The following is a 24,989-nucleotide window of genomic DNA, read 5'->3' on the forward strand; positions in this document are numbered from 1 at the left end:
GTTGCACTAAACAAAATAGAAACGGCTATACCATCTAGTAGTTTATGCTCACCAAAGCCTTGCTGGGCATAACTTTAAGGACGATATCCGTTTCGGGAAAAAACATTTCAAGAATCGCTTGCCAGTTCATTGTGAATAGCATATAAAGTCTGCAGACGTTCTTCATCGCGGCGGAAATATTCCACCAACGTTTCGATACGTGTAATCGAATCCCAACTCAGGTGGTGCTCGATCCCTTCAACATCATTATAGATAAATTCCTGCTGTACTCCGATCAAACCGAGGAATTCTTCCAATAGTTGATGACGATCAACAAGACGTTTCCCTACTTTTTTCCCTTTGTTGGTTAGGACAAGCCCACGATATTTCTCATAGATGAGATATTCGTCCTTATCCAGTTTTTGGATCATCTTGGTCACAGAGGAGGGGTGTACTTCCAGTCCCTCGGCAATATCCGAGACCCGCGCATAACCTTTCTCATCAATGAGCTTATATATGCGCTCCAAATAATCCTCCATGCTGGGTGTTGGCATTAAAATTTACCTCTTTTCTATAATGAACCTGGCGCCGAGCCAAACCTTGCTCTAACAATGATACATGTTTCTAACGCCCCTTGGCAAGTCCTTCAAGAGAACATGCTGAGGAGTTACCCATGATTGCCATGCTTCTAATGAGACTCAGTTAGGCATAATAAACGTACTCATCTTTCAGAAGGAGCGTGAATTCATGACTATAGTGACACCTGAGACCCCTCCCGTAAAGAGAACCATAAAAGCTACAGCCCTTTTTGTCCCCGAGCTTGTTTTCTTCGAGCCGGATGCTTTAAATTACCCGAAAGGTGAACGAATCATGGAATGGGTGAAGGCTAACAATATTCCCTATCGCATGACTACATCGCATAACCGTATAATGAATTTCCCGGGTGACACAGAGGTCGAGCAATATAAAATTGCCAAAAGAACACTTGTAGTCGGCCTGCGCAAAACCTTAAAGTTTGACCAATCCAAACCCTCCGCAGATTATGCAATTCCGATCGCAACTGGCTGTATGGGCCACTGCCATTATTGTTATTTGCAGACTACTTTAGGGGCAAAGCCTTACATTCGTGTATATGTAAACACCGAAGACATCATTGACGCCGCAAAAAAATATATCGAGGAGCGCAGCCCTGAAATCACGACTTTTGAAGCAGCCTGTACCTCAGATCCGTTAGGACTGGAGCATATTACCGGGTCTCTGTCAGAACTCATCACATTCATGGCAGCGGAGCCCCTTGGCCGCCTGCGCTTTGTGACCAAATACCAACATGTTGAACCCCTACTCGATTTGCAGCATAACGGACATACCAGAATTCGTTTTAGCGTGAATGCTGACTATGTGATCAAAAATTTCGAGCCTGCTACCTCGCGGTTTGAAGAGCGAATTGAAGCGGCTGGAAAGGTTGCCCGCGCCGGCTATCCACTGGGCTTCATCATTGCCCCAATTATTTGGTATGACGGCTGGCAGGAAGGCTATGCGGAGCTGCTGGCCAAATTAGCCAAGACCCTTCCGCCGGAAATCGGAAAAGGTCTAACCTTTGAAATGATTCAGCACCGATTCACCAAAACAGCCAAGACTGTAATTGAGAAACGTTACCCGAAATCTAAACTAGAAATGGACATGGAGAAACGCAAAAAGAAATGGGGCCGCTGGGGACAGAACAAATATGTCTATCCGGATGAACAGCAAACCGCCCTGCGAGAATTTATCACAGAGCGGATTTTCGAGCATTTTCCGGAAGCAGGTATTGATTACTTCACCTAAAAAATCAGCCAATCCGGCGTTATTCCTTGTAGCCACACTGTGATCCGAAACATTTGATCCGTGAACAGCAAAATACCCATAAATACCATAAGGACGCCGCCAATCTTCATCAGCAGATTCGAGTACTTGAGGATACGCTTCACTCCGCCTAGGAAAAAGGCTAAAAGAAAAAATGGCAAAGCAAATCCGATGCTATACGCGGTAATCAATGTAAACCAAGTGCCTGGGTCGCTTGCCGAAAGAGCAATAATTGCCGTCAAAATCGGCCCGATACAGGGTGACCAACCCGTAGAAAAACCAATTCCGAAAATAAAGGAGCCCACATAACCCGCCGGTTTCCATTTTAAATCAAGCTTACGTTCACGAAGTAAAAACTGCGGCTGAAAAATCCCAAGCAAAAACAAACCCATTACAATAATTAGAATCGCCGACAATTGCCGGATCAGATCACGCTGGCCATTAAAGAATTGCCCGAATAATCCAGCCCCAAAACCAAGTGTGTAAAAAACTGCAGAAAAACCTAATATAAATGCCAATGTATGAGTCAGGGTGCGTATACGAACCTCTTTAGAGTTGCTGCCTGATTTTAATTGTTGAACGGATAACCCAGTAATGTACGATAAATAAGAGGGGTACAGCGGTAAACAGCATGGCGATATAAACGATGCCACCCCTGCGGCTAAAGCAATTCCTGCATTGATATTAGACAAAATAGCGGCTCTCCTTCCGGCATTCGAGTCACTTCATGGAGCTGCTTATGGCTCCTTTTTTTCGCTTATCGTCCTTACAAGGACACCGAAGGCGTTTATGCTTGCCTAATGTGATACCGATTACTTAATTCGCTGTTTATGCTGGCAATCCCTTTTTACCGATCAAGGTTAATACCAATAATGATATGAGCAAAAGCACAATAGTTGCACCGGGAGCCAAATTCCAGACTCCAGCTACCACTAGTCCGCCTACAACGGCAATCTCCGAAATAATAACCGCCAGGATGACCGAGGATTTAAAGCTACGGGATAGCAATAAGCTGATTGCGACCGGAATAGTCAACAAAGCAGATACCAACAGCGAGCCTACGATCTTGATGGCTGTGCTAATCACAAGTGCTGTCAGAATGGTGATCAGCATGTTAAGCAGTTTCACCGGAAGCCCACTTACACTTGCTGCATCCTCTTCAAAGCTAAGCAAAAAGAACTCTTTAAAGAACATCGAAACTACCACTACAACAGCTATAGTCACTATGCCTACAACGATCAAATCGGTATTATCGAGCGTATAAATGCTGCCGAACAAATAACTCATTACGTCCGCATTATACCCTTTTCCTAAGGTGAAAAAGAGTGAAGCCAACGCCACTCCGCCTGACATTATAATGGCAATCGACAGCTCCGCATAACTCTTATAAGCCTTGCGAAGCTTTTCAATCGCGAAGGACGCTACCACTGCAAAGATAAGGCCTGCGCCCAGCGGATAAAATCCTGTTAGAAAACCGAGTGCCACCCCCGCTATAGTAACATGAGCCAGCGTATCTCCGATCATGGATAATCGTCTAAGCACAAGAAAAACGCCTATAAGCGGCGCTGTTATACCAATCAGCAGTCCGCCCGCAAGCGCCCGCTGAAAAAAATCGCTAAATAGTATTTCCAACTTAAACTCTCCTTCTTTCGGAACCTTTTCGAACCATTCGAACATTAAAAACCTTTTTCAAACCTTTTTCGATCCCTCCCAAACCCTCCCTTCCAAGGGAGGGCCCCAAGGGCTCTGCCCTCTGGACACCCGTTAAGTGCAACTAGCGTAGGAGTTAGTGTTACTGAACATAGTTAGGTTGGGGAAAGATCGCTTTCGTCCCTAGAGGGACACGCTTGTACTTTGGTGGTGCTTAGGATAAGAGAAAACAAGAAATAGGAACAAGGTCGAAATACTCCTAGTAAAAACCCTGTCTACTGACTAACTTCCACACGCAAGTTATGTATGCACTGAGAACAGAGGCAAACCTCTGCTCAGAGTTTAATTATGACTTAAGAGAGCGTGTGCTGCAGATTCTCTTCTGTGCAATTCTGGAGATCATGTGAGTGGCGGGAGTAAAAGTTGATTTTACCATTTGTCTGCACGGGCTCATGACCTAAATAATTTTTGATCATGTCGATATCATGCGACACCATCAGGAAGGTCATATGATGATGAGCATGCATATGGGTAATTAATTCAAAGAATCCCGCTTGCGATTCGGCATCAATACCCACAGTAGGTTCGTCCAAAATCAGCAGGTCAGGATGGTTAATCAGCGCCCGAGCCAGAAAAACACGCTGCTGCTGACCGCCTGACAGCTGGCCTACTCTTTTCTCCGCGATATCTTGTATCCGCATGACTTCAAGTGCATCCTCACATTGACGATGCTGAGCCTTAGATACTCTGCGGATCAGATTCTTGTTATTATATAGACCTGACAGAACTACTTCACGCACCGTTGCTGGAAACAATGGGTTGAAGGCATTCTTTTGCGGAACATACCCGATCCGTTCCCAGTCTTTAAACTTGCGGACAGGCGTTCCGAATAATTTAATTTCACCAGAGCTCGCTGGAAGCAAGCCTACGATCATTTTCATCAATGTTGTTTTACCAGCACCATTAGAACCAATGATACCAAGGAAATCTCGTTCTCTTACACTATAGTTAAGATTCGATATCACCTTCTGTTCCCCATATGAAAAAGAAAGATCCTGTATATCGATGATATGCTGATGGCAGTCCAAGGATACCGATTGCATGCTTAAGTACCGCCTTTCCCTTATACTTTCCTTATTATTGTAAGGCCATAATCAGATTTTGCAAATTTTTCTCCATCAGAGTGAAGTAATTATCGCCGTTCTTCTCTTGCTCCGCAGTAAGTCCCTCTACCGGATTAAGCACCATAGTGGAAACGCCCGCTTCGGCTGCCAGAGTCTTAGCCAGTTTATCGGAGACAAGCTCTTCAAAAAAGATATACTTAATACCTTCATCTTTTACCATTTTCGCAAGCTTCACTAAATCCTGTCCGCGCGGCTCGGCGTCTGGCGAAAGTCCCATAATCGCATGCTGATCCAATCCATAATCACGGGCAAGGTAAGAAAAAGCCTGATGCGATACTACGATCTTATGGTTGGGCAGCTTAGCAAGCTCCTCTTTGAATTTACTGTCTAACGCCTGCAAACGTTCCGCAAGCTTATTGTAACGCTCTTCATAACCTTCTTTATGCTCAGGATCCACGGACTGAAGGCTTTCTTTAATATTCTGAGCCATGACAATGGCTGATTTTGGACTTACCCAAGTATGCGGGTCTGTATGCAGGCTGTCTCCTGAGGCATTACTGTTATGATCCGTGTCCTCATTTTGATGAGACTCTTCCTCACTTGCCCCATGATCATGCCCGTCATCTTCATCGGTCATGATATAATCAATACCTTGACTTACTTCAACCGCCTTAACTTTACTGCTGCTATCAAGGCCTTTTAAAAAGTTAGGAACCCAGCCTTCTAAGCCTGCACCGTTATATAGAAATAGCTGTGCCTTAGAAGTGTTGATAATGTCTTGACTGCGCGGTGTCCAATCATGTGGCTCCACACCCACTGGAAGCAGGTTAATAGCATTGATATCTTCCCCGCCAATCTCCTTAGCAAACTCGTAAATAGGATAAAAGGTTGTAACTACATTTACTTTCCCTTCAACTATACTTCCACTGCTCTTAGGTCCGCATGCACTTAGTGTAAATACAAGTACCAGTGCAAGGACGAGCAAACTTATACGCGATTTCATTGCCGCCATTATATTGATCTACCCCTCAAATCGTAAATTTTACTATTAGTAGTATAATAGTAATCGTTACGATAAGTCAACAAAGAAACCTCACTCAGAAGAAAGACAGTATCGTCCTTTATAAAAAAGGAATGCTCCCACAACCAACCCGGCTGAAGGAGCATTCCCTTGTTCAAGCAACCTCATTAAAAAATTTCCACAACAGGATTGTCTTATTTCACTACTGCTCCGTTTGGCATGCTGTCCGGCACGGTAGCGATCGTTAGCTGGTCACCTTTAGAAGCCGCCAAAATCATCCCTTGGGACAACTCCCCACGCAGCTTCACCGGCTTAAGGTTTACGATACAGATCACTTTACGTCCCACCAGCTCTTCCGGTGTATAGAATTTCGCGATACCAGAAACCACTTGACGTTGTTCATAACCCAGATCCAGTTGCAGCTTCAGCAGCTTGTCAGCTTTTTTCACTGGCTCTGCAGCAATAACCTGAGCTACCCGCAGCTCTGCTTTAGCGAAATCGTCAATGCCGATTTCCTCTTTATGCTCTTCCACTGGCTCGGAGTCCGCAGCAGCAGGAGCAGCCGCTTCCGCCACTTCAGCCGCAGCTTTACCAGCGCCCATAGCCTCGGCAATATAAGCTACCTCTTGCTCCACATCTAGACGTGGAAAGATTGGATTGCCTTTCACCAGCTTTGTTCCTGCCGGAATCAGGCCAAAGGTCTTACCGCTATCCCAAGTCGTTAACTCACCAGGCTCAATACCCAGCTGTTCCCAGATCTTCGCTGGTGTTTGTGTCAAGAACGGCTGCAGCAGGATTGAAGCGGTACGCAGACCTTCCACCAGATGTCTCATCACAGAAGCCAGCTCGGCGGTTCTATTTTCATCTTTGGCAAGCACCCAAGGTTGTGTCTCATCGATATATTTGTTGGTGCGGCTAATGAATATTCCGATAGCTGTCAACGCCACGGAGAACTCCATTTTTTCCATAGCTTCTTCTACTTTGGCATAAGTATTCTCAGCCGCAGCTTGAAGCTCACCATCAAATGCTGTTACATTTCCTTCATATGCCGGAATCTCGCCTGCAAAATACTTTTCAACCATAGCCCCTGTACGGTTCAACAGGTTACCAAGGTCGTTGGCAAGATCATAGTTAACCCGGTCTACAAAGCTTTCCGGTGTGAACGTGCCATCCGAACCAAACGGTACTTCGCGCAGCAGGTAATAACGCAATGCATCCAAGCCATAACGATCAATCAGTGTCACAGGATCAACTACGTTACCTTTAGATTTCGACATTTTTCCATCTTTCATGAGCAACCAGCCATGGGCAAACACCTTTTTCGGAAGGGGTTCACCAAGCGCCATCAGAATGATCGGCCAGTAAATCGTATGGAAACGAACGATTTCTTTACCAACGATGTGTACATCCGCAGGCCAGAACTTGTCATACAAGCTGCGATCCTCGGAACCGTACCCCAGAGCTGTAATATAGTTAGTCAACGCATCAATCCACACGTACACGACATGCTTCTCGTCGCCCTTAACTTTTACGCCCCAATCAAAGGTTGTACGGGAAACTGCAAGGTCTTCCAGTCCGGGTTTGATGAAATTGTTAATCATTTCGTTCTTACGGGATTCCGGCAAAATAAACTCTGGATTCTCCTCGTAAAATTGCAGCAAACGATCCGCATATTTACTCATCCGGAAGAAATAACTTGCTTCCTTCACCAGCTCAACCGGGTGACCGCTATCTGGGCTTTTTGCACCAGTAATCACGCCGTTATCATCACGCACAATATCAACTAATTGCGTTTCTGTGTAAAAGGTTTCATCTGGGATACTATACCAGCCCTCATATTCACCTTTATAGATATCTCCTTGCTGCAGCAACCGATCAAAAATATCCTGTACCACTTTTTTATGACGCTCTTCCGTAGTACGAATGAAGTCATCGTTCGAAATGTCCAGCTTGCGCCATAGCTCCTTAATACCAACAACAATGTCGTCTACGAACTGCTGAGGGGTCTTTCCTGCTTCCTCTGCCTTCCGCTCAATCTTTTGTCCATGTTCGTCTGTACCGGTTAGATAACGCACTTCGTAGCCGCGCAGACGTTTGTAACGGGCCATTGCGTCTCCTGCCACGGTTGAATAAGCATGTCCGATATGTAGCTTGTCACTCGGATAATAAATTGGTGTCGTTAGGTAAAACGTTTTTTTCTCACTCATTCAGTAATCATCCTTTCTTATTAAAAAACAAAAAACTCCCGCCCCCATAATGGGGCGAGAGTATAACTCACGCGATACCACCCAAATTTCCTGTCTCTTCACAGAGCACAGGCTTCGCCAGTTCCCTCCTGGGAACTGTCCATTAACGCTGGATCACGCTGTTATCTTACGTGAACCACAATTGCAGTTCCCGCTCGAACACAGTTCCTCCCGGACCATATTCAATCTAACGCTCCATACCGGATTTCAGCACATTCCGGCTCTCTGTAATGGACGTAACGATTTACTTATCCGTTCTTCGGAATTCATACTATTACTTGTGAATATACCCAATGGTAAGGCCCCATGTCAAGTTGCAGGGGCAGAATCCTTCTCAGCAGATTCATCTAGAAGAGGCGGCACAGGATCAAGTCCTCCAGGATGAAAGGGATGACATCTGGCAATCCGCTTAGCTGCAAGCCATGAGCCTTTCAGTGGACCATGGACTTCAATGGCTTCCAGGGCATAGGCAGAGCAGGTTGGATAGAAGCGGCAGGTTGCAGGTTTAATAGGGGAAATGTACCTGCGATACACCCGAATAGGCGCCTGAATCGTTCTGCGTAGGGTCACCATTTCTAAAGTCCCTTTTGTTTATCTGATGCTGCAACTAATTCTTCTTCCCGGTTCTCTTCACATTCTTTGCAATAACCGAACACCTCAAATTTATGCTTGACTACCCGGAATTGATCGGGTGTATCCGTTAAATTCATCGGGCAGAAATTAATCGGGTAGGTCTTTTGGCATTGAAGGCAGATCATATGATGGTGATGATCCTGATGATTGCAGCTTCCCTTGAACTTCACTCCGTCTTCAAAGACAATCTGTTCAAGCACACCAAGCTCTTCCATTACACGAAGATTGCGGTACACCGTATCAAAGCTAAGTCCGCTATACTTACGGCCCATATGCTCATATACATCCTTCGCTGACAAATATCCCTTATTCTCGCCGAATAACTGGGCAAGCGTTTTGCGTTGGTCGGTGATTCGCAGTCCTTGCCCCGACATGACTTCTAATATTTGTTCTGTCGACAGCATACGCTCATCTCCCATAAGATCAGTTCATTTATATTTCACTCTCTTAATAATGCCCCAAAATAAATGCCCCGTCAATGAAGCACCATGAAGCGCCCCTACGCAACCTCTGAATTATTATATTTAAACAAAAGCCCGGCTGCGTATTCCTTTACGGAATATTCAGCCGGGCCTTTATTGTAGATAATTCCCCAATAGAGCTTATAGGGATATTCCTATTTGTTATTTCTTTGCTGGAAGTGGAGTGATGAGGAAATTGACCGGCAAGTTACTGCCTGAAGCTGCTGTGAACAAAATCTCCACAGAACCTCCATACTCACCACTACGATAAACCACACTGTTCATGTCAGCGTTCGAGAGACTTCCCACGCTTGGCATATGCACGATTTGGTTATTAACCATAACCGGCCCCATATAGTTACCGCCACGTGGATTAAACGTAATCAATGAGTTTGGTGCAACATTTTCGAATCTGATCTTGTATAATACCCCGAAATTACCGGCATTGGATGCTTCCGTACCTGCCATGGGGTCTACGCCAGCCAGGTTCTTATCACTGGAATTATCGCCTAGCAGAAGTTTTGCAGGAGTTTTTCCTACCTCATCGGTAACCGTGATAATACGAGTAGAATCTTCGTAAGTTCCCCGATTATGCACTCCGTCTCGATCCAGAACTGGAAGTGTTGGAAGTGTAGTCAGTGGATCTTTATTCGCATCAATCAACATGACATTATAATCGATTGGATAATCACTAAATAAGTCCGCTTGAAGTGAAACAATTTCACTTGGTTTCATAGCAATTTGGTTTAGATCGGTCAGAATTGAGACACTTTCCCCTGGTTGCAGAACAATCGTTTTATAATGCTCATTTGTAAGCATAGATTTCCAATAACGTTCTACAGACATTTTACCAGTACCTTCAGGATATGTGCTTGGGCCTGCAAAGCCCACATATTCGGTTGTAAGCGTCGTTGGGTACAAATTGTTATTCGTAGCAATCACATACACTTTAGCTTTAATATTCAGGTTATTCTTGTGGTGAATCAAGAAGCGGGTTTTACCCAAAGAAGTCTCACGGTAAGTAACACCTTCTGTATACACCGTTTCTGGGCTGTTGCTGCGAATTAGTTTATAAGGCTCGGAAGAAAGATTATAAGCTACTTGCTGCCAAGTAGGGACCATCGATCCATCGATGCTAAACACACTGCCCGGAGATGCAAATAATCTGTTGAAATCTTCTTTACTGTACAAGATTTCATCCGAAATATTAACGGTTTTCTCAAACGTGCTGATCGCGCCATGTGAATCTTTTACTTGGACAGCAATTGTCGCTGGACCCGGAGTAAAGAAAGCCTCGGCCTTGTTCGTCCAAGTTACGGTAATTTCATCACCATCAGGATCGCTACTTAGATCGGTATAAGTAATCATTTCACCCATCTTGTATGAATCCTTGTCTGTAGTGAAATTAGCAACTGGAGGTGTATTAGGTTTAAGCACTGTGATGGTCATGGTGTAAGGATCACTCCACTGTTGATTCGCATCCATTACGGAATAGGTTACTACATAATATCCTGGTTGATCATAGATATCCTGCTTGTTACCTCCCCAGCTTTCATCCACAATAGCTACACCATTTGGTGACGAGCTGGAGGTTACGAAGGTCACTGGTTCACCGGCGTAAATTTCAGTTGGCACTGTGAAGGAAGCTTTAGGTTTGTTGTTTAATGTAAGGATTACTCGTTTTTGCACATTATCAACGGTATATGGAATGCCCAGTGCTCCAGTTATGGATGTCAATGGAACCATGAAAGTCCCCTTGTATTGGTAAGCTGGACCTTTCATCGTCTTCTTCTCACCATTAACTGTATAGACCTTGCTGTCGGTCTTAAAGCGCATAACGTCGCTTCCCTTGGTAACAATGGTTTCTTTCGTTTTATAATCATAAACGTATTTCACGCCTACACGTTCTACCATAGCCCGGATCGAAACGTAGGATACGCCGTTTTTCACTGCCATAGGCTGATTAGCTAAATATTCCTGGCCGTTCTGATACATTTTGTTGCTGTTCATCATAAGAATAAGCTGACTGTTAGCCACAGCACGAGCACCATCTGTTGTTGTAGGTTCTGTAGTAACTCCAGGAGTTGCAGTCGGAAGCGGTGTTGCAGTAGGTGCAATTGTTGCTGTAGGTTCAACAGTAGCCGTAGGATCAACTGTCTCTGCAGGAATTGGAGTTGGTGTTGGTGTCGGTGACACTACTCCTCCTGGCGTCTCCGTCGGCAACGGCGGCAATGGATCAGTAGATTCTGGCATTACCTCCGGCGCAGCTGAAACAACTGTCCCAACTACAGTAGTATTACTTGGGGTATTATTGACAGCTTCAGCAAAAGCCGGCACTGCCGCGGCGGCCTGAGATACGGCCAAAACAGCAACTAACGTTAACTTTTTCAAATCCATGATATAACTCCTCTGCTCCTATTTGTAAATATAAGTAGGTCTCTGTCTTTTTCATACTCCTCTTATATTCCCCGCAAAATGCTGCCACCCACGGTAGGGCGGCAAAAAGCTTTTGCCACGATCGTCATAACAAACATAGTATTAGACGCATGCCACCATAAAAAGTTTCATTATTAAGTAAAGAAAGATTAACGCTGTATTAAATATTGTTGGACAACCACGCTGTTTCCCCTGAAAAAAATGAGATTTTTTCTATAAATATGTTTATTTTTCGTCTGACTATATTCGCTTTCATTTGCTTTTGTTACAATGTATGGAAGAATATCTTTTACATGCGAGGGATAACATGTCCAAAAAAATCTCCATCCTCGTTCAATTAATCATGGGCTTCTCTCTAATCATCTTCACCATCGTAGGATTCACCATTTTTTTGTCCTACCGCTCTTCCTCTCAAGCTGTTCTAAACCGCTCCAACCAATATATCCTGGAATCCGTCAAGCAACTTCAAGGTAAAATGGACGCAATTCTTCAGGATAACGATAAGCTTTCTTCTACGATCATGTTCAGTCCCTTGATTCAAGAAACCTTGGGAGACTTAGCGTTGTCACGTTCACCTCGTACAGACGCCATGGAAATTACTCGTTACATAGATCAACAGACACGTTCCATAAACTCTGACATCCAGTTCAAGCTGCTCGGGCTGTCCGATGATCAGGTGTATACCAACAGCAGTTCCTTAAAGGTCATATGGGACAGCGAAAAGGAAATCCGCGATGCTTATTGGTTTCCGGCTATAGCACAGAATAAAGGCCGAATGGTCTGGTTCGGTGTAGATGTATGGCAGAACGGTAATATCCCTGTGGTGATGGGAGCCAGACAAATTAATGATTGGAATGATCTAAACCGGTTAGGAACCCTGTTTCTTGTCCTCCCTGTCGAGGTTATCCATAACGCTGTCAGCCAATTTCACCTCGGCAAAAATGAGAAAATCCAAGTCGTTGATTCATTTAATACCATTGTCTATTCCACAGATCCAAAAGAAATTGGACTCTATATGAACGACGGGCTTCTAAAACAATTCAGCAATCATAAAGCCAGAATCATTCCACAAAAAATAAACTCACGCAATCTGTTCGTATCCTATGCCTATTCCGACTATAGCGAGTGGAGCGTTTTTGCTTACATTGATTCTAAAGACGCTGTTAAAGATTTAAATACGATCCGCCGGAATATAATTTTAATTGGCCTGCTGGGGATGGGTGCTGCCCTACTATTCACTTTCTTTTTCTCTTGGACCCTATCCAAGCCCCTTCGTAATCTGGCAACCAAGCTGAGCAATGTCGAACGGGGAACTACTTTACCTTTTGTAAAAACAACCATGAACAAAGAAATGGCTATCCTTTATTCAAGCTATAATTCGATGCTCCAAAACCTGGATCATACTATCGCTGACCTATCCAGCAAACAAATCAGTGAAAAGCAAGCTCAGATCGTAGCACTCAAAGCGCAATTCCGCCCGCATTTTCTTTATAACACTTTGAATACAATCTATTGGTCGCTCGCCAACAAACGCATGCAGGAAGAGTCCCAAATGGTACTCGCTCTAAGTGACCTGCTCCGCTATAGTATTGACCGCGGATCCGAATTCGTTACTGTTGAGGAGGATTTAAAGCAATTAGAACGGTTCATTTTTCTCCAGAAGCTACGCTACGAGGACAAATTGCAGATTGATCTTTTTGTAAATCCTGAGGTTATGAATGGCCAGCTAATGAAATTAACCCTTCAGCCACTTGTCGAAAATGCCATTACTCATGGACTTGAACCCACACTTCGGGAAGTATGGCTAATTCGCATACGCGCCTATAGTGAAGGAACATCTCTGGTGTTAACTGTAGAAGACAACGGGGACGGCATGAGCGAGGAAAGTATGGCAGACGCATTAGTCGGCGGTGAGGTTAATCCGGAGAAGCTGCTTCATACCGGAATTGGACTATCCAATCTAAATCATCGCATAGAGCTAATCTACGGACAGGAATTTGGTCTACAGCTATCAACAAGCGAGCTTGGTGGCTTATTTGTGAAGGTCACTGTTCCATTACAGTATGATCAAAGTTAAGGGGGCACAACGATGAATGTGTTAATCGTGGACGACGAAAGTTTTGTTCGCCGTTCTCTGTCAGAAATGCTGGGAAGTGCGAATCACAACTTTAGCATTATTGGCTCGGCAGAGAACGGTTTGGAGGCTGTGCAATTGTTAAAAGAGCATATGGTTGATCTGGTGATATCCGATATCCGAATGCCCGGCATGGATGGGCTGGAACTCGCAAAGCATATCCATGAATGTTATCCAGACACTGAAACCGTGCTGCTCACAGGTTATCAGGACTTCACCTATGCCAGTCAAGCCATCCGTTATGGTGTAAAGGAATATTTGGTTAAACCAAATTCAGTAGAACATATTCTTGAAGTCGCAACAGGCGTATATGAACGTCTTCAATTGAAGAAACAGCAGAGGCAATTAACGCAGCTAAGAGAAAAAAACCTTCGGGAGAAACGCTTATCTGATCTTCTTTACGGCATCCCGTTACCCTATTTTGAAGAACAACTTATTCCTCCTTTTCATTCCTTTGTAGTCGTAACCGTAAACCATCTTGGAGTGGGCATGCCACAGAACTGGTCGGAACAAGCCATGTATGCAGCGGTTATAAATATATTAGAAGAATGTTTTGCGCTGTATGCCAACGTTGTTGGCATTCAAGAGGAGCAGGAAGCCATCATGCTATTATTCTATCCTCTTGAGCAGCCTAACCGCGTTGATGAGGTATTGACACAAGAGCTGCTGCATAAGCTATCGGGCATTCTGAAATCGCCATTCTGTGCAGGGGTCTCTAACCCTCACTATCAATTGGGGGCACTCGCAACCGCCTATCATGAGAGTCTGGAAGCTTGTCAGCAGGTCAAAAAAGAGAGTACGCCATCCGTTATCTTTTTCAGAGACCTCTCCATGCATTCGGCTTCTCCACAGCTCACTGAACAACTACAAGTAAAGGCAACGCGCAGGGTAATCTCTATGATGATTGAGGTTATGAATTCCCGGCTCCAAGAAAATCTCTCCCTCAAGATGATCGCAGACGAACTGTATATGAATCCTACCTATCTCGGCCGATTGTTTAAAGATGATGTAGGGGAACCATTCTCTAGCTTTCTTACCAAACTTCGTATTCAAAAAGCTACTGAATTATTAGAGAATGTTACTCTCAAGGTATATGAGGTTAGCGAATTAGTAGGCTTTAAGGATCCTGCGTATTTCAGCCTCATTTTTAAGAAATACATGGGGATGACTCCTCAGGAATTTCAGAAGCACAACAAATAAAGCAGAGGTGTGTTTCTCTTGAATGTAAATGGTAAGTTGATTACTGTCCTATTAACATTTGGCTTGTTACTTAATACAAGTGGTTGTCAGCTCTCCCCTTCCAAGGAAGATACCGCTTTACAAGACCCGATACAGCTGAACATCTGGCTCACTGCTGGATCAGGTCTTGAGTCGCTCATTGACCAGTATCAATCCCAGCATCCCGAGCTAGAGATTCATATTCAGACCTCCACCTCCACGCAGCTTCCAGCCAAGCTACAGACCTCATTCGCAGCTGGATACAGTTCGCCGGATGTGGCTGCCATTGATATTAGCTATTTGGATCGCTTCAAACAGTTTCCTGATTATTTTTATAATCTAAACACTTTTGATGCTGACAATCTGAAGGACCAATTTCTGAATTGGAAGTGGCAGGAGGTGCTGGGTAATGATTTTATTTTTGGATTACCAACGGAAATTGGTCCCTATGCCATGTTATATCGAACGGATATATTCGCATTATCAGGCCTCCCTACTAAACCAGAAGAAGTGGCTAAAGAAATCCAAACTTGGGATCAATTCCTTGAAGCGGGCACCAAAGTACAGGAGAGAACAGGAAAAGCTTTTGTAAATGACTTGGAGAACCTCTATCTCACCCTTCTACGTCAGTCCAAGCTTCAATATTACAGTCCCACAACACAAGAATTGATCCTCGACAATAATCCAGCGGTCAAACGAGCCTGGGACTTCTCAATTCAAGCCCTTAAGCTAAATCTGTCCGCCAGTATTGCAGTGGATACCCAACGCTGGGGTGCAGGCCTGCTCAACGGAGATTTTGCAGTCATGCTCTGTCCGGCTTGGATGATTGGTCATATCAAGAGCAGTGCTCCAACTGCCAGCGGTTTATGGAATGTAACACAAATCCCAGAAAACAGCGCTAATCGCGGAGGCTCCGTTCTGACCTTACCAAAGACAGGTAATCATCCTGATGAATCCTTTGCTCTTATTAAATGGCTAACCGAACCAACGCAGCAATTGGTTTCTTTCAAGGTACAAGGGGCTTTCCCTTCCACCCCCGAAATCTATGATGACCCAGAGATCCACGATCTGCACGATCCCTATTTTCCTAATTCAGAGCTTGGTCTGACCCTTTCGTCAGCAGCAAAAGCAGTAATTCCGACCTACTACGGCCCTCATCACGCTGACGTGGAGACAAGCATGCTCGAATACTTGACCAAAGCTGAAAAAGGCGAGCTAACTCCTGAACTGGCTTGGACCCTTGCTGTTCAAGCCGCAAAGCGAATAGACAGCTCCTTCCGCTAAGTACTATCATAAAAAGGCTCTCCCCGGCTAAATCAGCCTGCCGGGGAGAGCCTTTTTTGAATTCATTTTCGCTTTATTTTTGCGCAGCCAGGAAAGCATCCAGCTGTTTTTGTTTCTCTGCAATAATCTTATCGAGCCCTGCCTTTTTCAGCTTATCAGCATACTTAGTCAGTACGGTATCAGGATCAACAGAACCCGTATCCAAGCTGATGTCGTATTCATCCATTACAGCTTTACAAGCAGCCATTTCAGTCTTCATTGAGGAGGCATCGAAGTTGAAACCAAGCGCTACAGAGGCTTTACCTTTAGAGTTAAAGGCTTTGAATTGTTCCCATTTGTCTGGAGCTTCACTTTCCCACACGGGGTTCAGGAATTGACTTCCAAGCATCCAAGCTGCAGCCGTATTATAATCAGCTGTTTTATCTGTAGCTTTGATCGTATCACCACTTACGACTTCATAGTGCACACCTTTTATACCGAAAACAAGCAGATTGTTGATATCTTTATCTGTGTGCAGAATATCTAGCACCATCATGGCCCGGGCCGGATCACCAGAGGAAGCGGAGATCGCAAGCATAGATCCAGCAGCATCACTTGTAGAAATCGTTGGATCATTGAATGCAATTTGTTTCAGCTTGCCAATCAAGCCGGTAGCATTCGCCAGCTCACTATCTTTACCTGGTTTAAGCGATTGCACTGTCATAAAGACATTGCCAGCCTTCATTGCATCCTGAGTCGAATTTGTAGCAACAGCTGCGTCTTTGTTAATGTAACCTTTTTTCATATACTCACGAGTAAGTTTAATGATTTCTTTATAACGATCCATCTCAATCATCGATTGAATCTTAGTATCTGAGGAATCTTTAAGCAGAACACCAGGAATGGCAGCATCACCAAGTGTATCGTATTGTGCCATGTACTGTGAGTTAAAGGTCTCACCTTGTTTGAAATACAATGGAGTCAGGTCAGGTCTTTTCTCCTTCACTACTTTGAGAACTGCATCCAGATCTTGGATGGATTTCACATTTGACATATCGATGCCCAGTTCATCCGCAATATCGGAGCGATAGACAACCCCACCTTGTGCAGCCAGCTCCTTGTTTGTAGGAACAGCATAATTCACACCATTGATCGCTGAACCTTTTAAGAATTGTGGATCCAGATTTTTTAGAATTCCTTGGCCGTATTCATTTAGGAGATTACCATATTTGCCGCTATCGTCATTAATCGGGAGATAAGCGCCTTTAGCTGCATTCGTTACGTAGTTCTTCCATTGAGCTGTAAAGATGATATCGAATTTTTCCTGACTCGCAATTTTCAGATTGACATCATTGTCCCATGGACCCCAATCGATCGGTGCGATATCCAATTTGGCGTTGATTTTAGGTTCCAATAACTTATTGATTTCATCTTCTACAGCTTTTTCATCCTTTTGCACGGCACCGACATAAATTAACTTGACGGTATAAGGCTCCAATTCTTTTGCCGGTTCGGCAGTAGGATCCGCGGCTGGCTCATCCGTAGCAGCAGCATTGGTAGCGGTTGCATTTTCGCTTGGAGCAGGTGAAGCTGCTTCATTATTCCCGTTATTCCCACCGCAGCCTGCTAAACTAAGACTCAGTACCATCGTTAGCAATAGTGTCATTAGTGCGCTTTTTCTAACAGCTTTCATATACACCATAACCTCCCTCAAAATATTTATATATGCTGAATCGGCCGTTCACACCTTAGCATAAAGCGGCCGAATTAAGCCATTACAATCGTCCTTAACCTTTGACAGCACCCACGGTAAGCCCTTTAATAAAATACTTCTGGAAGAAGGAATATACAAACACGATAGGTCCAATACCAATAACAGCCATCGCCATTCTTACCGTTTCTGTTGGAATATTGATTTCTACACCCTGTGCAGCCAAGGCAGCCATCGCCTGAGGACTTGCTGTCAGGAATTGAACATTCAGCATCGTCTTATACATTAGGTATTGTAAATTGACATGACCTTCGGGTGAGATAAAGATCAAACTAAGGTACCAATCATTCCAATAGGCCAGGGTCTGAAACAAACCTACTGTAGCTAACACTGGCATAGACAAAGGCAAAATAATTTGAACGAAGATCCGGAATTCTGGTGCCCCATCGATCTTAGCAGATTCGATTAAAGCTGGCGGTATGGTATTGGCAAAAAAGGTCCGTAAGATGATAACAAAGAAAGCAGAAACCAGCAGCGGCATAATTAGAATCCATAACGTATCCTTCATATGCATCATTCGCGTGTAGACCAGATACCAAGGCACAAGGCCACCATTAAACAACATTGTAAAAAACATAAAAAATGAGAAGAAATTACGATGTGGAAAATCTCCACGTGAGATAGGGTAAGCGTACATAGCCATAATGATAAGACTCAGAATCGTGCCCACCACAGTCACAAATAACGAAACGGAAGCTGCATCGATAATTTGCCAATAATCTTTTAACAGAAATTCATAAGAAGAAATATCCCACTTGTTAGGAAAAAAGCTGTAGCCGTTCTGGATAACGGAATTCTCGTCCGAAAACGATACAATAACTACGAGGATCAGCGGCACCACACAAATCGCTGTGTATATCCAAAAGAATATATTAATTAGCAAATTAGATATATTAGATATTTCATTGGGTTGTCTTTGCCGTTTTGTGCGCTTCCCTGTACGCCGTGACGACCCTATTGCTGTTTCTGTCTGGCTCAACACTCCCACCTCCCTTTAGAATAAAGCATCATCTTTACTGATTCGCCGCACTGCTAGATTCGCTAAGAAAATCAATAGAAATCCTACAACAGATTGAACGAGACCCGCGGCTGAAGACATTCCTATATCACCGATTGCGAGGAAGGTTTGATATACATATGTGTCGATAACCTGCGTCGTCGAGTATAACGCTCCTGCATTTCTCGTAACCTGAAAGAATAATCCGAAGTCTGCGTTAAAAATCCTACCTATCTGCAGCAGCGTCATTACTATAATAACTGGGCTGATTAGCGGCAGTGTGATTTTTCGAATCTGCTTCCATTTAGAAGCTCCATCAATAAGTGCAGCCTCATAATATTCATTATCTATTCCAATAATAGCGGCCATATAAATAACCGTTGTATACCCAATCTCTTTCCATATCTTCACGATTACTAGAATCCCAGGCCAATATTTGGACTGTGAATACCATTCGATAGGATCTACCCCAAAGAACGGGAGTAATGTCTTGTTCATGAACCCATGCTCTGCACTCAGAAAGCCGTATACTAAGTAACTTACGACGACCCAAGAGAGAAAATAAGGGAGAAACATAGCGCTTTGATGGAATTTCGATAGCCATCTGCTGCGCATTTCGTTAAACATAATTGCGAAAGCCAGCGAAAAAAATAGCGTTAGTATAATAAACGCTGTATTATACAATAACGTATTCCTCGTAATGATCCAGGCCGTCTCCGTCGAGATTAAATATTTGAAGTTCGCTAACCCGACCCAATCACTACCTAGAATCCCTTTTTGGTAATTGATATCCTTAAATGCAATTACCGTTCCTAACATCGGTATGTAGTTATTGATGATTAGAATCACTATCGCAGGTAACATCATCAAATAGAACACCCAATATTTCTTCATTACTCTAAGAAAATTCGGCGTTCTTCCCCTGCCTGGTTTCTTTACTTCTGACAAGCTGACGGAAGGATTCGTCACACTCATTTTTGGTTCCCCCATTCTCCATCATCCCATTCTTAAGCCCCAATTACTCTTGCTTGCCTAACGTTTTGTGTATCCTCCTTACACTCTAATTAAAACATATGATAATTTATGGGAGTATAGGGAACATATTATATTTCTATAAAAAAAGAGACGATTATCCTCGAAAATCGAGGAAAACCATCTCTTCAGCCTATAATAGAGGCAAAAAATTTAATTAATCATAGCTTATGTACCTTAATCGCATTTATCACAGCCAAAGGCTGGTTGATAATCTTTGCTCTTTATCACAGCCAAAGGCTGGGCGATAATCTTTTCTCTTCATCACAGCCAAGGGCTGGGCGATAATCTTTTTCTCTTCATCACAGCCAAGGGCTGGTCGATAATCTTTTTCTCTTCATCACAGCTAAGGCTGGTTGATAATCTTCGTACTTTATCACAGCTAAGGCTGGTTGATAATCTTCGTACTTTATCACAGCCAAGGGCTGGTCGATAATTCCTGCCTTAAATTAACTAGGCGATCGGTCCTTGTGTTCCCAGAGAGGCCCACATCCGTAGGTGTGGGACGGCCCCTATACTACGAAGAGGGGTGAGGGAGAAGGAACGGAGAGGAAGTTTGGAACTGTAGGAGCGTAGCGTTCGCCTTTATCCTCGGATTTCAACCGCTAATAGCGGTTTCTAATCAAGAAATCTGAGGATAACAGCGACCGGAAGTCCAAACATTCCTTGGAGCGACGCTAACCTCACCACTCAGCAACAAACATTCCTTGGAGCGACGCTAACCTCACCACTCAGCAGCTAACCTCACTGCACTTCGGTCCGGCATCGGTCGCGATACTCCTTAGGCGACATTCCTGTCTGCTTCTGAAATACCTTGGTAAAATAACGCCGCTCCTGATAGCCAACTCCCGAGCCAATCATCGTAATACTCTTATCGCTGTTAGTTAGCATAAACTTAGCAGCTTCAATTCGTTGTAGGGTCACGTATTCCACGAAGGTCATAGCAAAACGATTCTTAAATAAGAGACAGAAATAACTGCCACTAATCCCGATCTTATTCGCCACTTCCTCAATCCCAATATCAGAATGGAGATGTTCTGTGATGTACTTAGCTGCTTGGTTCATCAGCTGATCCGGTGTTTTTTTGCCAGAATCATCTTCACCTTCAGGGATTTCCTGAAAAATTGGAATGCTATTATACAGTTTATTCTTAAACTGCTTACTACGGATCTTAGCCCCAATCTCCCGTACCTTATTGCCAAGCTCTTCATAATGTATCGGCTTACAAATATACTCTTTAACACCTAGCCGAATCGCTTCCCGTGCATAATCAAACTCCTGATATCCGGTAAGAAGCAGCACCTCGCTATCCAATCCCATCTCCCGCAACTTACCGATAAAAGTTAACCCGTCCATCACTGGCATACGGATGTCACATAACACAAGATCAGGCTGTTTCTCCTCGGCAATACGCAAAGCATCCATTCCGCTTCGCGCCATACCGACAACCTCCATCCCCATCTCCTGCCAAGGCAACACCCTGTTCAGATTATTCAGAATTGGGGCTTCGTCATCAACCAATAATACTTTTAGCATAATGATCTTCCCCCTGCTCGTATTTAGGTATGACACATTGGATAATAGTACCATGACCTGGACTAGAACAGATAAATATTCCGTACCTGTCACCGTATTCAATGCGGATGCGATCTGCTACACTGCGAATACCAAGACCTCTGCGTTCAAGATTCATCCGGTTATCCCGTTCAGCCTTAACTTCTTGCTCCACAGGATCATTCACAATATATTGAAAAATAGCCAACTGAGAAGGTGTAATACCAATACCATTATCTTCAATACGTAAAATCAAATCCCCCTGCTTCTCCCAAACTTTCACAGAAACATGACCTTTGTAATCAATGCCCTCAAATCCATGTTGAATGCTGTTCTCTACAAGCGGTTGTAACGTGAGTTTAAGGATACCGCAACTCATCAATTCATTCGGAATATCGATCTCGTATTCGAACAAATCTTCAAAGCGGAATTTTTGTATATCCAAATAATTGCGTAAATGTTTAACTTCTTCATCCAGTGTAATCTCTTCCCGATCCTGAATGCTGATTCGCAAAATACTGGCCAGCCTGTAGACCATCTCACTAACTTTTTTGCCTTCATTCTGTATAGCGAGAACATTGATTGATTCTAATGTATTGAATAAAAAATGTGGTTTAATCTGTGCCTGCAGAACACGCATCTCAGCTTGATTCTTGCGACGCTGCTCCACATGAATTCTGTTAAACAATCCATTGATTTTATCCATAAGATCATTAAAACCCTTAGCAAGCAGCGTTAGCTCATCATTCCCTTTAACTTCTACCCTAGTGGTCAGATCTCCGTCTTCAACCCGGCGCATAAAACGAACAATGACAGCGATGCCGCCGGTAATCCGGTTCATAAAAAATAAATTGAAGATCACAGCTGCCAATAAGCAAAGGAAAATCACAGCGACGAACCAGCGAGCAAATACTGTAACTTCATGAGACAACGTATCCCAAGAAGTCACAGATACCAGACTCCATGGATAGTCCTTCAAATGATACATGGAAAGAATGCTTTTCTCCCCGTTGTACTCTGTTTTGAAACTCTGAAACCCTTTTTTAAAGGTAATCTCTTTATCCGCGAAAGACTGGAAGTCCTGTCCATCCAGCTTTTGATCTGGGTCAAAAAGAATCATTCCATCATCATTTACAAGCATAAAGGAAACATCCTGATTGCTATCCCCAATTTTTAAATTGCGAAATATGGATTCGAACTCCCAATTCTTGATCTGCACAACTAGGATACCTATGTTCTGAAAGAAGCTCAATTCCTTCACTAGCCGAATTTGTGTAAACACAGGTTCAGTACCCGTAAGCTCGGGATACTCGTGAGGAGCCAGCCATTTCGGCACACCATTTAAGTCCATAACTTCCTGGTACAGATCACTTTTTTTGAATGTATCATAGGGTAGCGTTCGGAAATTTTCCTTGTTAAAAAGCGACACGATTTCAGAGTTACCTCTACCGTTAAAATTGTACAAAAATGCATAACTGATCGATGGATGATTAAACAACAGACTACGGAAATTGCGCTGGCTCGCATTCAGATTCAGTTGCTCAGCATCAGTCAAATCCTGGTTGTTAGGATCATCTGCACTAAGGGCCATATGAAACACCGAGGTAGCAATTCCGTTGTCTGTAACGTTATCCATATCTTTTAATACATTAGAAATACTGTAACTAATCGCTTTAAGTGAGTATTCCGACTGCTGGCTGTACTTTTTTTCAATAGAATTATAAGTCACAAAAAACATAAGCATGCCTAGAATAAATAAAGGAATGATAATCAGGCCCAAAAATGCCGTAAATAATTTATAGCGCAAATTCATCGGCTAGTGCTCCTGACTGAGAATAAAGTTATCCTTTTACGCCGCCCGCTGTTACACCTTCAATAATCTTCTCCTGAAGAATTGCATAAATGATAATTACCGGCAGTACGCTGAAGACGATACCGGCTGACATTTGTGCATAGTTCATCTGGTATTGATCACGGAATTGGACCATACCTACTGGAAGCGTTCGCAGCTCGTCATTCGACAGGAAGTAGTTAGCTAGCAAGAACTCGTTCCAATTTCCCAGGAAATTAACAATGAATACAGTAACCATAGCCGGAACCGTTAGAGGTACAATAATTCTAGCAAAGATACCCGGTGCCTTCAAGCCATCCATGACCGCAGCTTCTTCTATTTCTCTAGGTAAATTTCGCATAAATGCTGCTAAAATAATGATGGTAAATGGAATCGCATTGGCGATATAAGGAATGATCAACGCCCAGTGGGTGTTCAGTATTCCTAACTTACGTACAATCGTATAAATCGGCAGCATTAAAGCATTATTCGGGATGAGCATTCCTACTAAAACCAGTGAGAACAAAATAGTATTCCATTTCCCCTGACGCATCCGCGTAACCGCAAAAGCAAACATAGACGCAAGCAGAATGGACACTACAGAGGCAAGGATCGAAATGTACAAACTGTTGAAAAAGTAAGTACTAATCTTGGCATTTACCCAAGCCTCCACGTAGTTATTGAAGACGAATTCCTTTGGGATGCCAAAAGGATTAAGCGCAATCTCATTATTATCCTTTTTCACAGATGAGAATAATACGAATAGGAAAGGAAATAGGATCACTAACAAATAGAATAAAAGGGCAATATGTGGCAGACTCTTTTTCAGGGCGCGTGGCATCAGTATTCAATCCTTTCTGTACGACGTGCAATCAGCAGCTGATAAAGGACTGTAACCACCAGTGTAAACGCAAAGATCAGGACAGCGATGGCATTTCCGTATCCATACTTAAAGTTCGTGATCGCATATTTAATCATGTATGTTGCCATTACATCGGTTGAACCTGCCGGTCCACCTTTAGTCATAACAATGACGATATCCGCAGCCTTCATTGCTCCAGCAATCGATAGCATAATTACAACCGAGATGATTGGTACGATTAGTGGAAGCGTGATACGAGTAGCGCGTTGAAATCCAGTTGCGCCGTCAATGGCTGCAGCTTCATCCAATTCACCAGGAATAGCTAGAATCGCCGCTAGGACCATAACGATATAAAATCCAGTCCACTGCCAAGCATTCGTCAACAAAATAGAAAGCATTGCAAATCTTTCATCTGACAGCCAGTAAATAGGATTAATTCCTACTAGACTAAGGAGCTTATTAAAAAGTCCAATGTTGGGCTCATAGATAAACCCCCAGAGAATACCGATAACCGCTGTAGACATAATGGAAGGCATAAAGACTGCTGTCTTATATAAGCCCTTTAACTTCTTCACATTAGAAATCAATAACGAGAAGAATACGATCAACGGTACCTGTATACATACGGAGAAAAGAATAAACCAACCGTTGTTTTTAACGGATATCCAGAATCGTTCATCTCCTAGTGCTTTCTCATAATTACTTAATCCGGCTGATTTAACCGTCTCCGATACACCGTTCCAACTAGTAAAGCTGTAATAAATAGAACTAAAAATGGGGTAAATGAAAAACATCGTGAACAATATCAATGCTGGAAGAACGAAAAGGAAAAATACCACTGGATTTCTTAATGCTTTATTCATGACTACCTCCGGTTGCTTTGACATCTGGCGAATAGTGAATGCTTCAGATCAAGTGCAAACACATATTTTCTT

Annotated in this window: 20 protein-coding genes and 1 other annotated feature; of the genes, 4 read left to right on the forward strand and 16 right to left on the reverse strand. The window is 43.5% G+C overall.

The window, feature by feature from the left end:
- Nucleotides 1–107: 107 nt before the first annotated feature.
- Nucleotides 108–533 (reverse strand): transcriptional regulator MntR, encoded by a 426-nt coding sequence (gene mntR, locus NST94_RS21160; protein ID WP_036682880.1) that lies wholly within the window; start codon nt 531–533, stop codon nt 108–110.
- Between the two features lie 193 nt (nt 534–726).
- Here mntR and splB point away from each other — a divergent pair, with 193 nt between their 5' ends.
- Nucleotides 727–1,803 carry a spore photoproduct lyase gene (gene splB / locus NST94_RS21165; RefSeq protein WP_339281228.1) on the forward strand — a complete coding sequence of 359 codons (1,077 nt, stop codon included), beginning with the start codon at nt 727–729 and terminating at the stop codon, nt 1,801–1,803.
- Here splB and NST94_RS21170 read toward each other — a convergent pair.
- From NST94_RS21170 to NST94_RS21205, 8 genes are all read right to left on the reverse strand, one after another.
- On the reverse strand, nt 1,800–2,513 hold the full coding sequence (locus NST94_RS21170) for a cytochrome c biogenesis protein CcdA (protein WP_339281229.1): 714 nt from the start codon (nt 2,511–2,513) through the stop codon (nt 1,800–1,802). The genes splB and NST94_RS21170 overlap by 4 nt on opposite strands.
- A 136-nt stretch (nt 2,514–2,649) precedes the next feature.
- Nucleotides 2,650–3,453, reverse strand: coding sequence for a metal ABC transporter permease (locus tag NST94_RS21175; RefSeq protein WP_036682884.1), 804 nt, complete (start codon nt 3,451–3,453; stop codon nt 2,650–2,652).
- A gap of 371 nt (nt 3,454–3,824) precedes the next feature.
- Nucleotides 3,825–4,574: a metal ABC transporter ATP-binding protein gene (locus NST94_RS21180; protein WP_036682888.1), complete on the reverse strand. Its 750-nt coding sequence runs from the start codon at nt 4,572–4,574 to the stop codon at nt 3,825–3,827.
- Between the two features lie 34 nt (nt 4,575–4,608).
- Nucleotides 4,609–5,607: a zinc ABC transporter substrate-binding protein gene (locus tag NST94_RS21185; RefSeq protein WP_076277679.1), complete on the reverse strand. Its 999-nt coding sequence runs from the start codon at nt 5,605–5,607 to the stop codon at nt 4,609–4,611.
- A gap of 203 nt (nt 5,608–5,810) precedes the next feature.
- Nucleotides 5,811–7,823: a methionine--tRNA ligase gene (gene metG / locus NST94_RS21190; RefSeq protein WP_280753402.1), complete on the reverse strand. Its 2,013-nt coding sequence runs from the start codon at nt 7,821–7,823 to the stop codon at nt 5,811–5,813.
- 47 nt (nt 7,824–7,870) lie between these two features.
- Nucleotides 7,871–8,131, reverse strand: a binding site (T-box leader).
- Between the two features lie 40 nt (nt 8,132–8,171).
- A complete protein-coding gene (yidD, locus tag NST94_RS21195; protein ID WP_076129634.1) occupies nt 8,172–8,435 on the reverse strand; it encodes a membrane protein insertion efficiency factor YidD in 264 nt (87 codons plus the stop codon).
- A gap of 2 nt (nt 8,436–8,437) precedes the next feature.
- Complete coding sequence (locus tag NST94_RS21200; protein WP_036682896.1) at nt 8,438–8,899, reverse strand: transcriptional repressor; 462 nt, start codon at nt 8,897–8,899, stop codon at nt 8,438–8,440.
- Nucleotides 8,900–9,118: 219 nt separating this feature from the next.
- Nucleotides 9,119–11,353: a copper amine oxidase N-terminal domain-containing protein gene (locus NST94_RS21205; protein WP_248548414.1), complete on the reverse strand. Its 2,235-nt coding sequence runs from the start codon at nt 11,351–11,353 to the stop codon at nt 9,119–9,121.
- Nucleotides 11,354–11,699: 346 nt separating this feature from the next.
- Between NST94_RS21205 and NST94_RS21210 the strand changes: the two genes are divergently transcribed.
- The 3 genes from NST94_RS21210 to NST94_RS21220 are packed head-to-tail and all read left to right on the forward strand — an operon-like array spanning nt 11,700 to nt 16,028.
- Entirely contained in the window at nt 11,700–13,469 is a 1,770-nt protein-coding gene (locus tag NST94_RS21210) for a sensor histidine kinase (protein WP_036682901.1), read from the forward strand.
- Between the two features lie 12 nt (nt 13,470–13,481).
- Nucleotides 13,482–14,726, forward strand: a complete 1,245-nt coding sequence (locus NST94_RS21215) for a response regulator (protein WP_076193084.1) — start codon at nt 13,482–13,484, stop codon at nt 14,724–14,726.
- 18 nt (nt 14,727–14,744) lie between these two features.
- Nucleotides 14,745–16,028: an extracellular solute-binding protein gene (locus NST94_RS21220; protein WP_076193082.1), complete on the forward strand. Its 1,284-nt coding sequence runs from the start codon at nt 14,745–14,747 to the stop codon at nt 16,026–16,028.
- 73 nt (nt 16,029–16,101) lie between these two features.
- Here the strand turns inward: NST94_RS21220 and NST94_RS21225 are convergent, their stop codons facing one another.
- The 7 genes from NST94_RS21225 to NST94_RS21255 form a co-directional block, all read right to left on the reverse strand.
- Complete coding sequence (locus NST94_RS21225; RefSeq protein WP_076184178.1) at nt 16,102–17,700, reverse strand: ABC transporter substrate-binding protein; 1,599 nt, start codon at nt 17,698–17,700, stop codon at nt 16,102–16,104.
- A 94-nt stretch (nt 17,701–17,794) separates the two neighbouring features.
- Nucleotides 17,795–18,757: a carbohydrate ABC transporter permease gene (locus NST94_RS21230; protein ID WP_235219483.1), complete on the reverse strand. Its 963-nt coding sequence runs from the start codon at nt 18,755–18,757 to the stop codon at nt 17,795–17,797.
- 15 nt (nt 18,758–18,772) lie between these two features.
- Nucleotides 18,773–19,750, reverse strand: coding sequence for an ABC transporter permease subunit (locus tag NST94_RS21235; RefSeq protein ID WP_235219484.1), 978 nt, complete (start codon nt 19,748–19,750; stop codon nt 18,773–18,775).
- An 801-nt stretch (nt 19,751–20,551) separates the two neighbouring features.
- Nucleotides 20,552–21,343, reverse strand: coding sequence for a response regulator (locus NST94_RS21240; protein ID WP_036682908.1), 792 nt, complete (start codon nt 21,341–21,343; stop codon nt 20,552–20,554).
- Nucleotides 21,321–23,174 (reverse strand): sensor histidine kinase, encoded by a 1,854-nt coding sequence (locus NST94_RS21245; protein ID WP_076129629.1) that lies wholly within the window; start codon nt 23,172–23,174, stop codon nt 21,321–21,323. The genes NST94_RS21240 and NST94_RS21245 overlap by 23 nt, the downstream gene beginning before the upstream one ends.
- Nucleotides 23,175–23,202: 28 nt before the next feature.
- A complete protein-coding gene (locus tag NST94_RS21250) occupies nt 23,203–24,033 on the reverse strand; it encodes a carbohydrate ABC transporter permease (RefSeq protein WP_036682912.1) in 831 nt (276 codons plus the stop codon).
- Complete coding sequence (locus NST94_RS21255) at nt 24,033–24,917, reverse strand: sugar ABC transporter permease (protein ID WP_036682917.1); 885 nt, start codon at nt 24,915–24,917, stop codon at nt 24,033–24,035. Before NST94_RS21255 ends, NST94_RS21250 begins: the two co-directional genes overlap by 1 nt.
- Nucleotides 24,918–24,989 lie beyond the last annotated feature (72 nt).

The organism is Paenibacillus sp. FSL H8-0282 (assembly GCF_037963825.1).
GTDB classification, from domain to species: domain Bacteria; phylum Bacillota; class Bacilli; order Paenibacillales; family Paenibacillaceae; genus Paenibacillus_AQ; species Paenibacillus_AQ odorifer.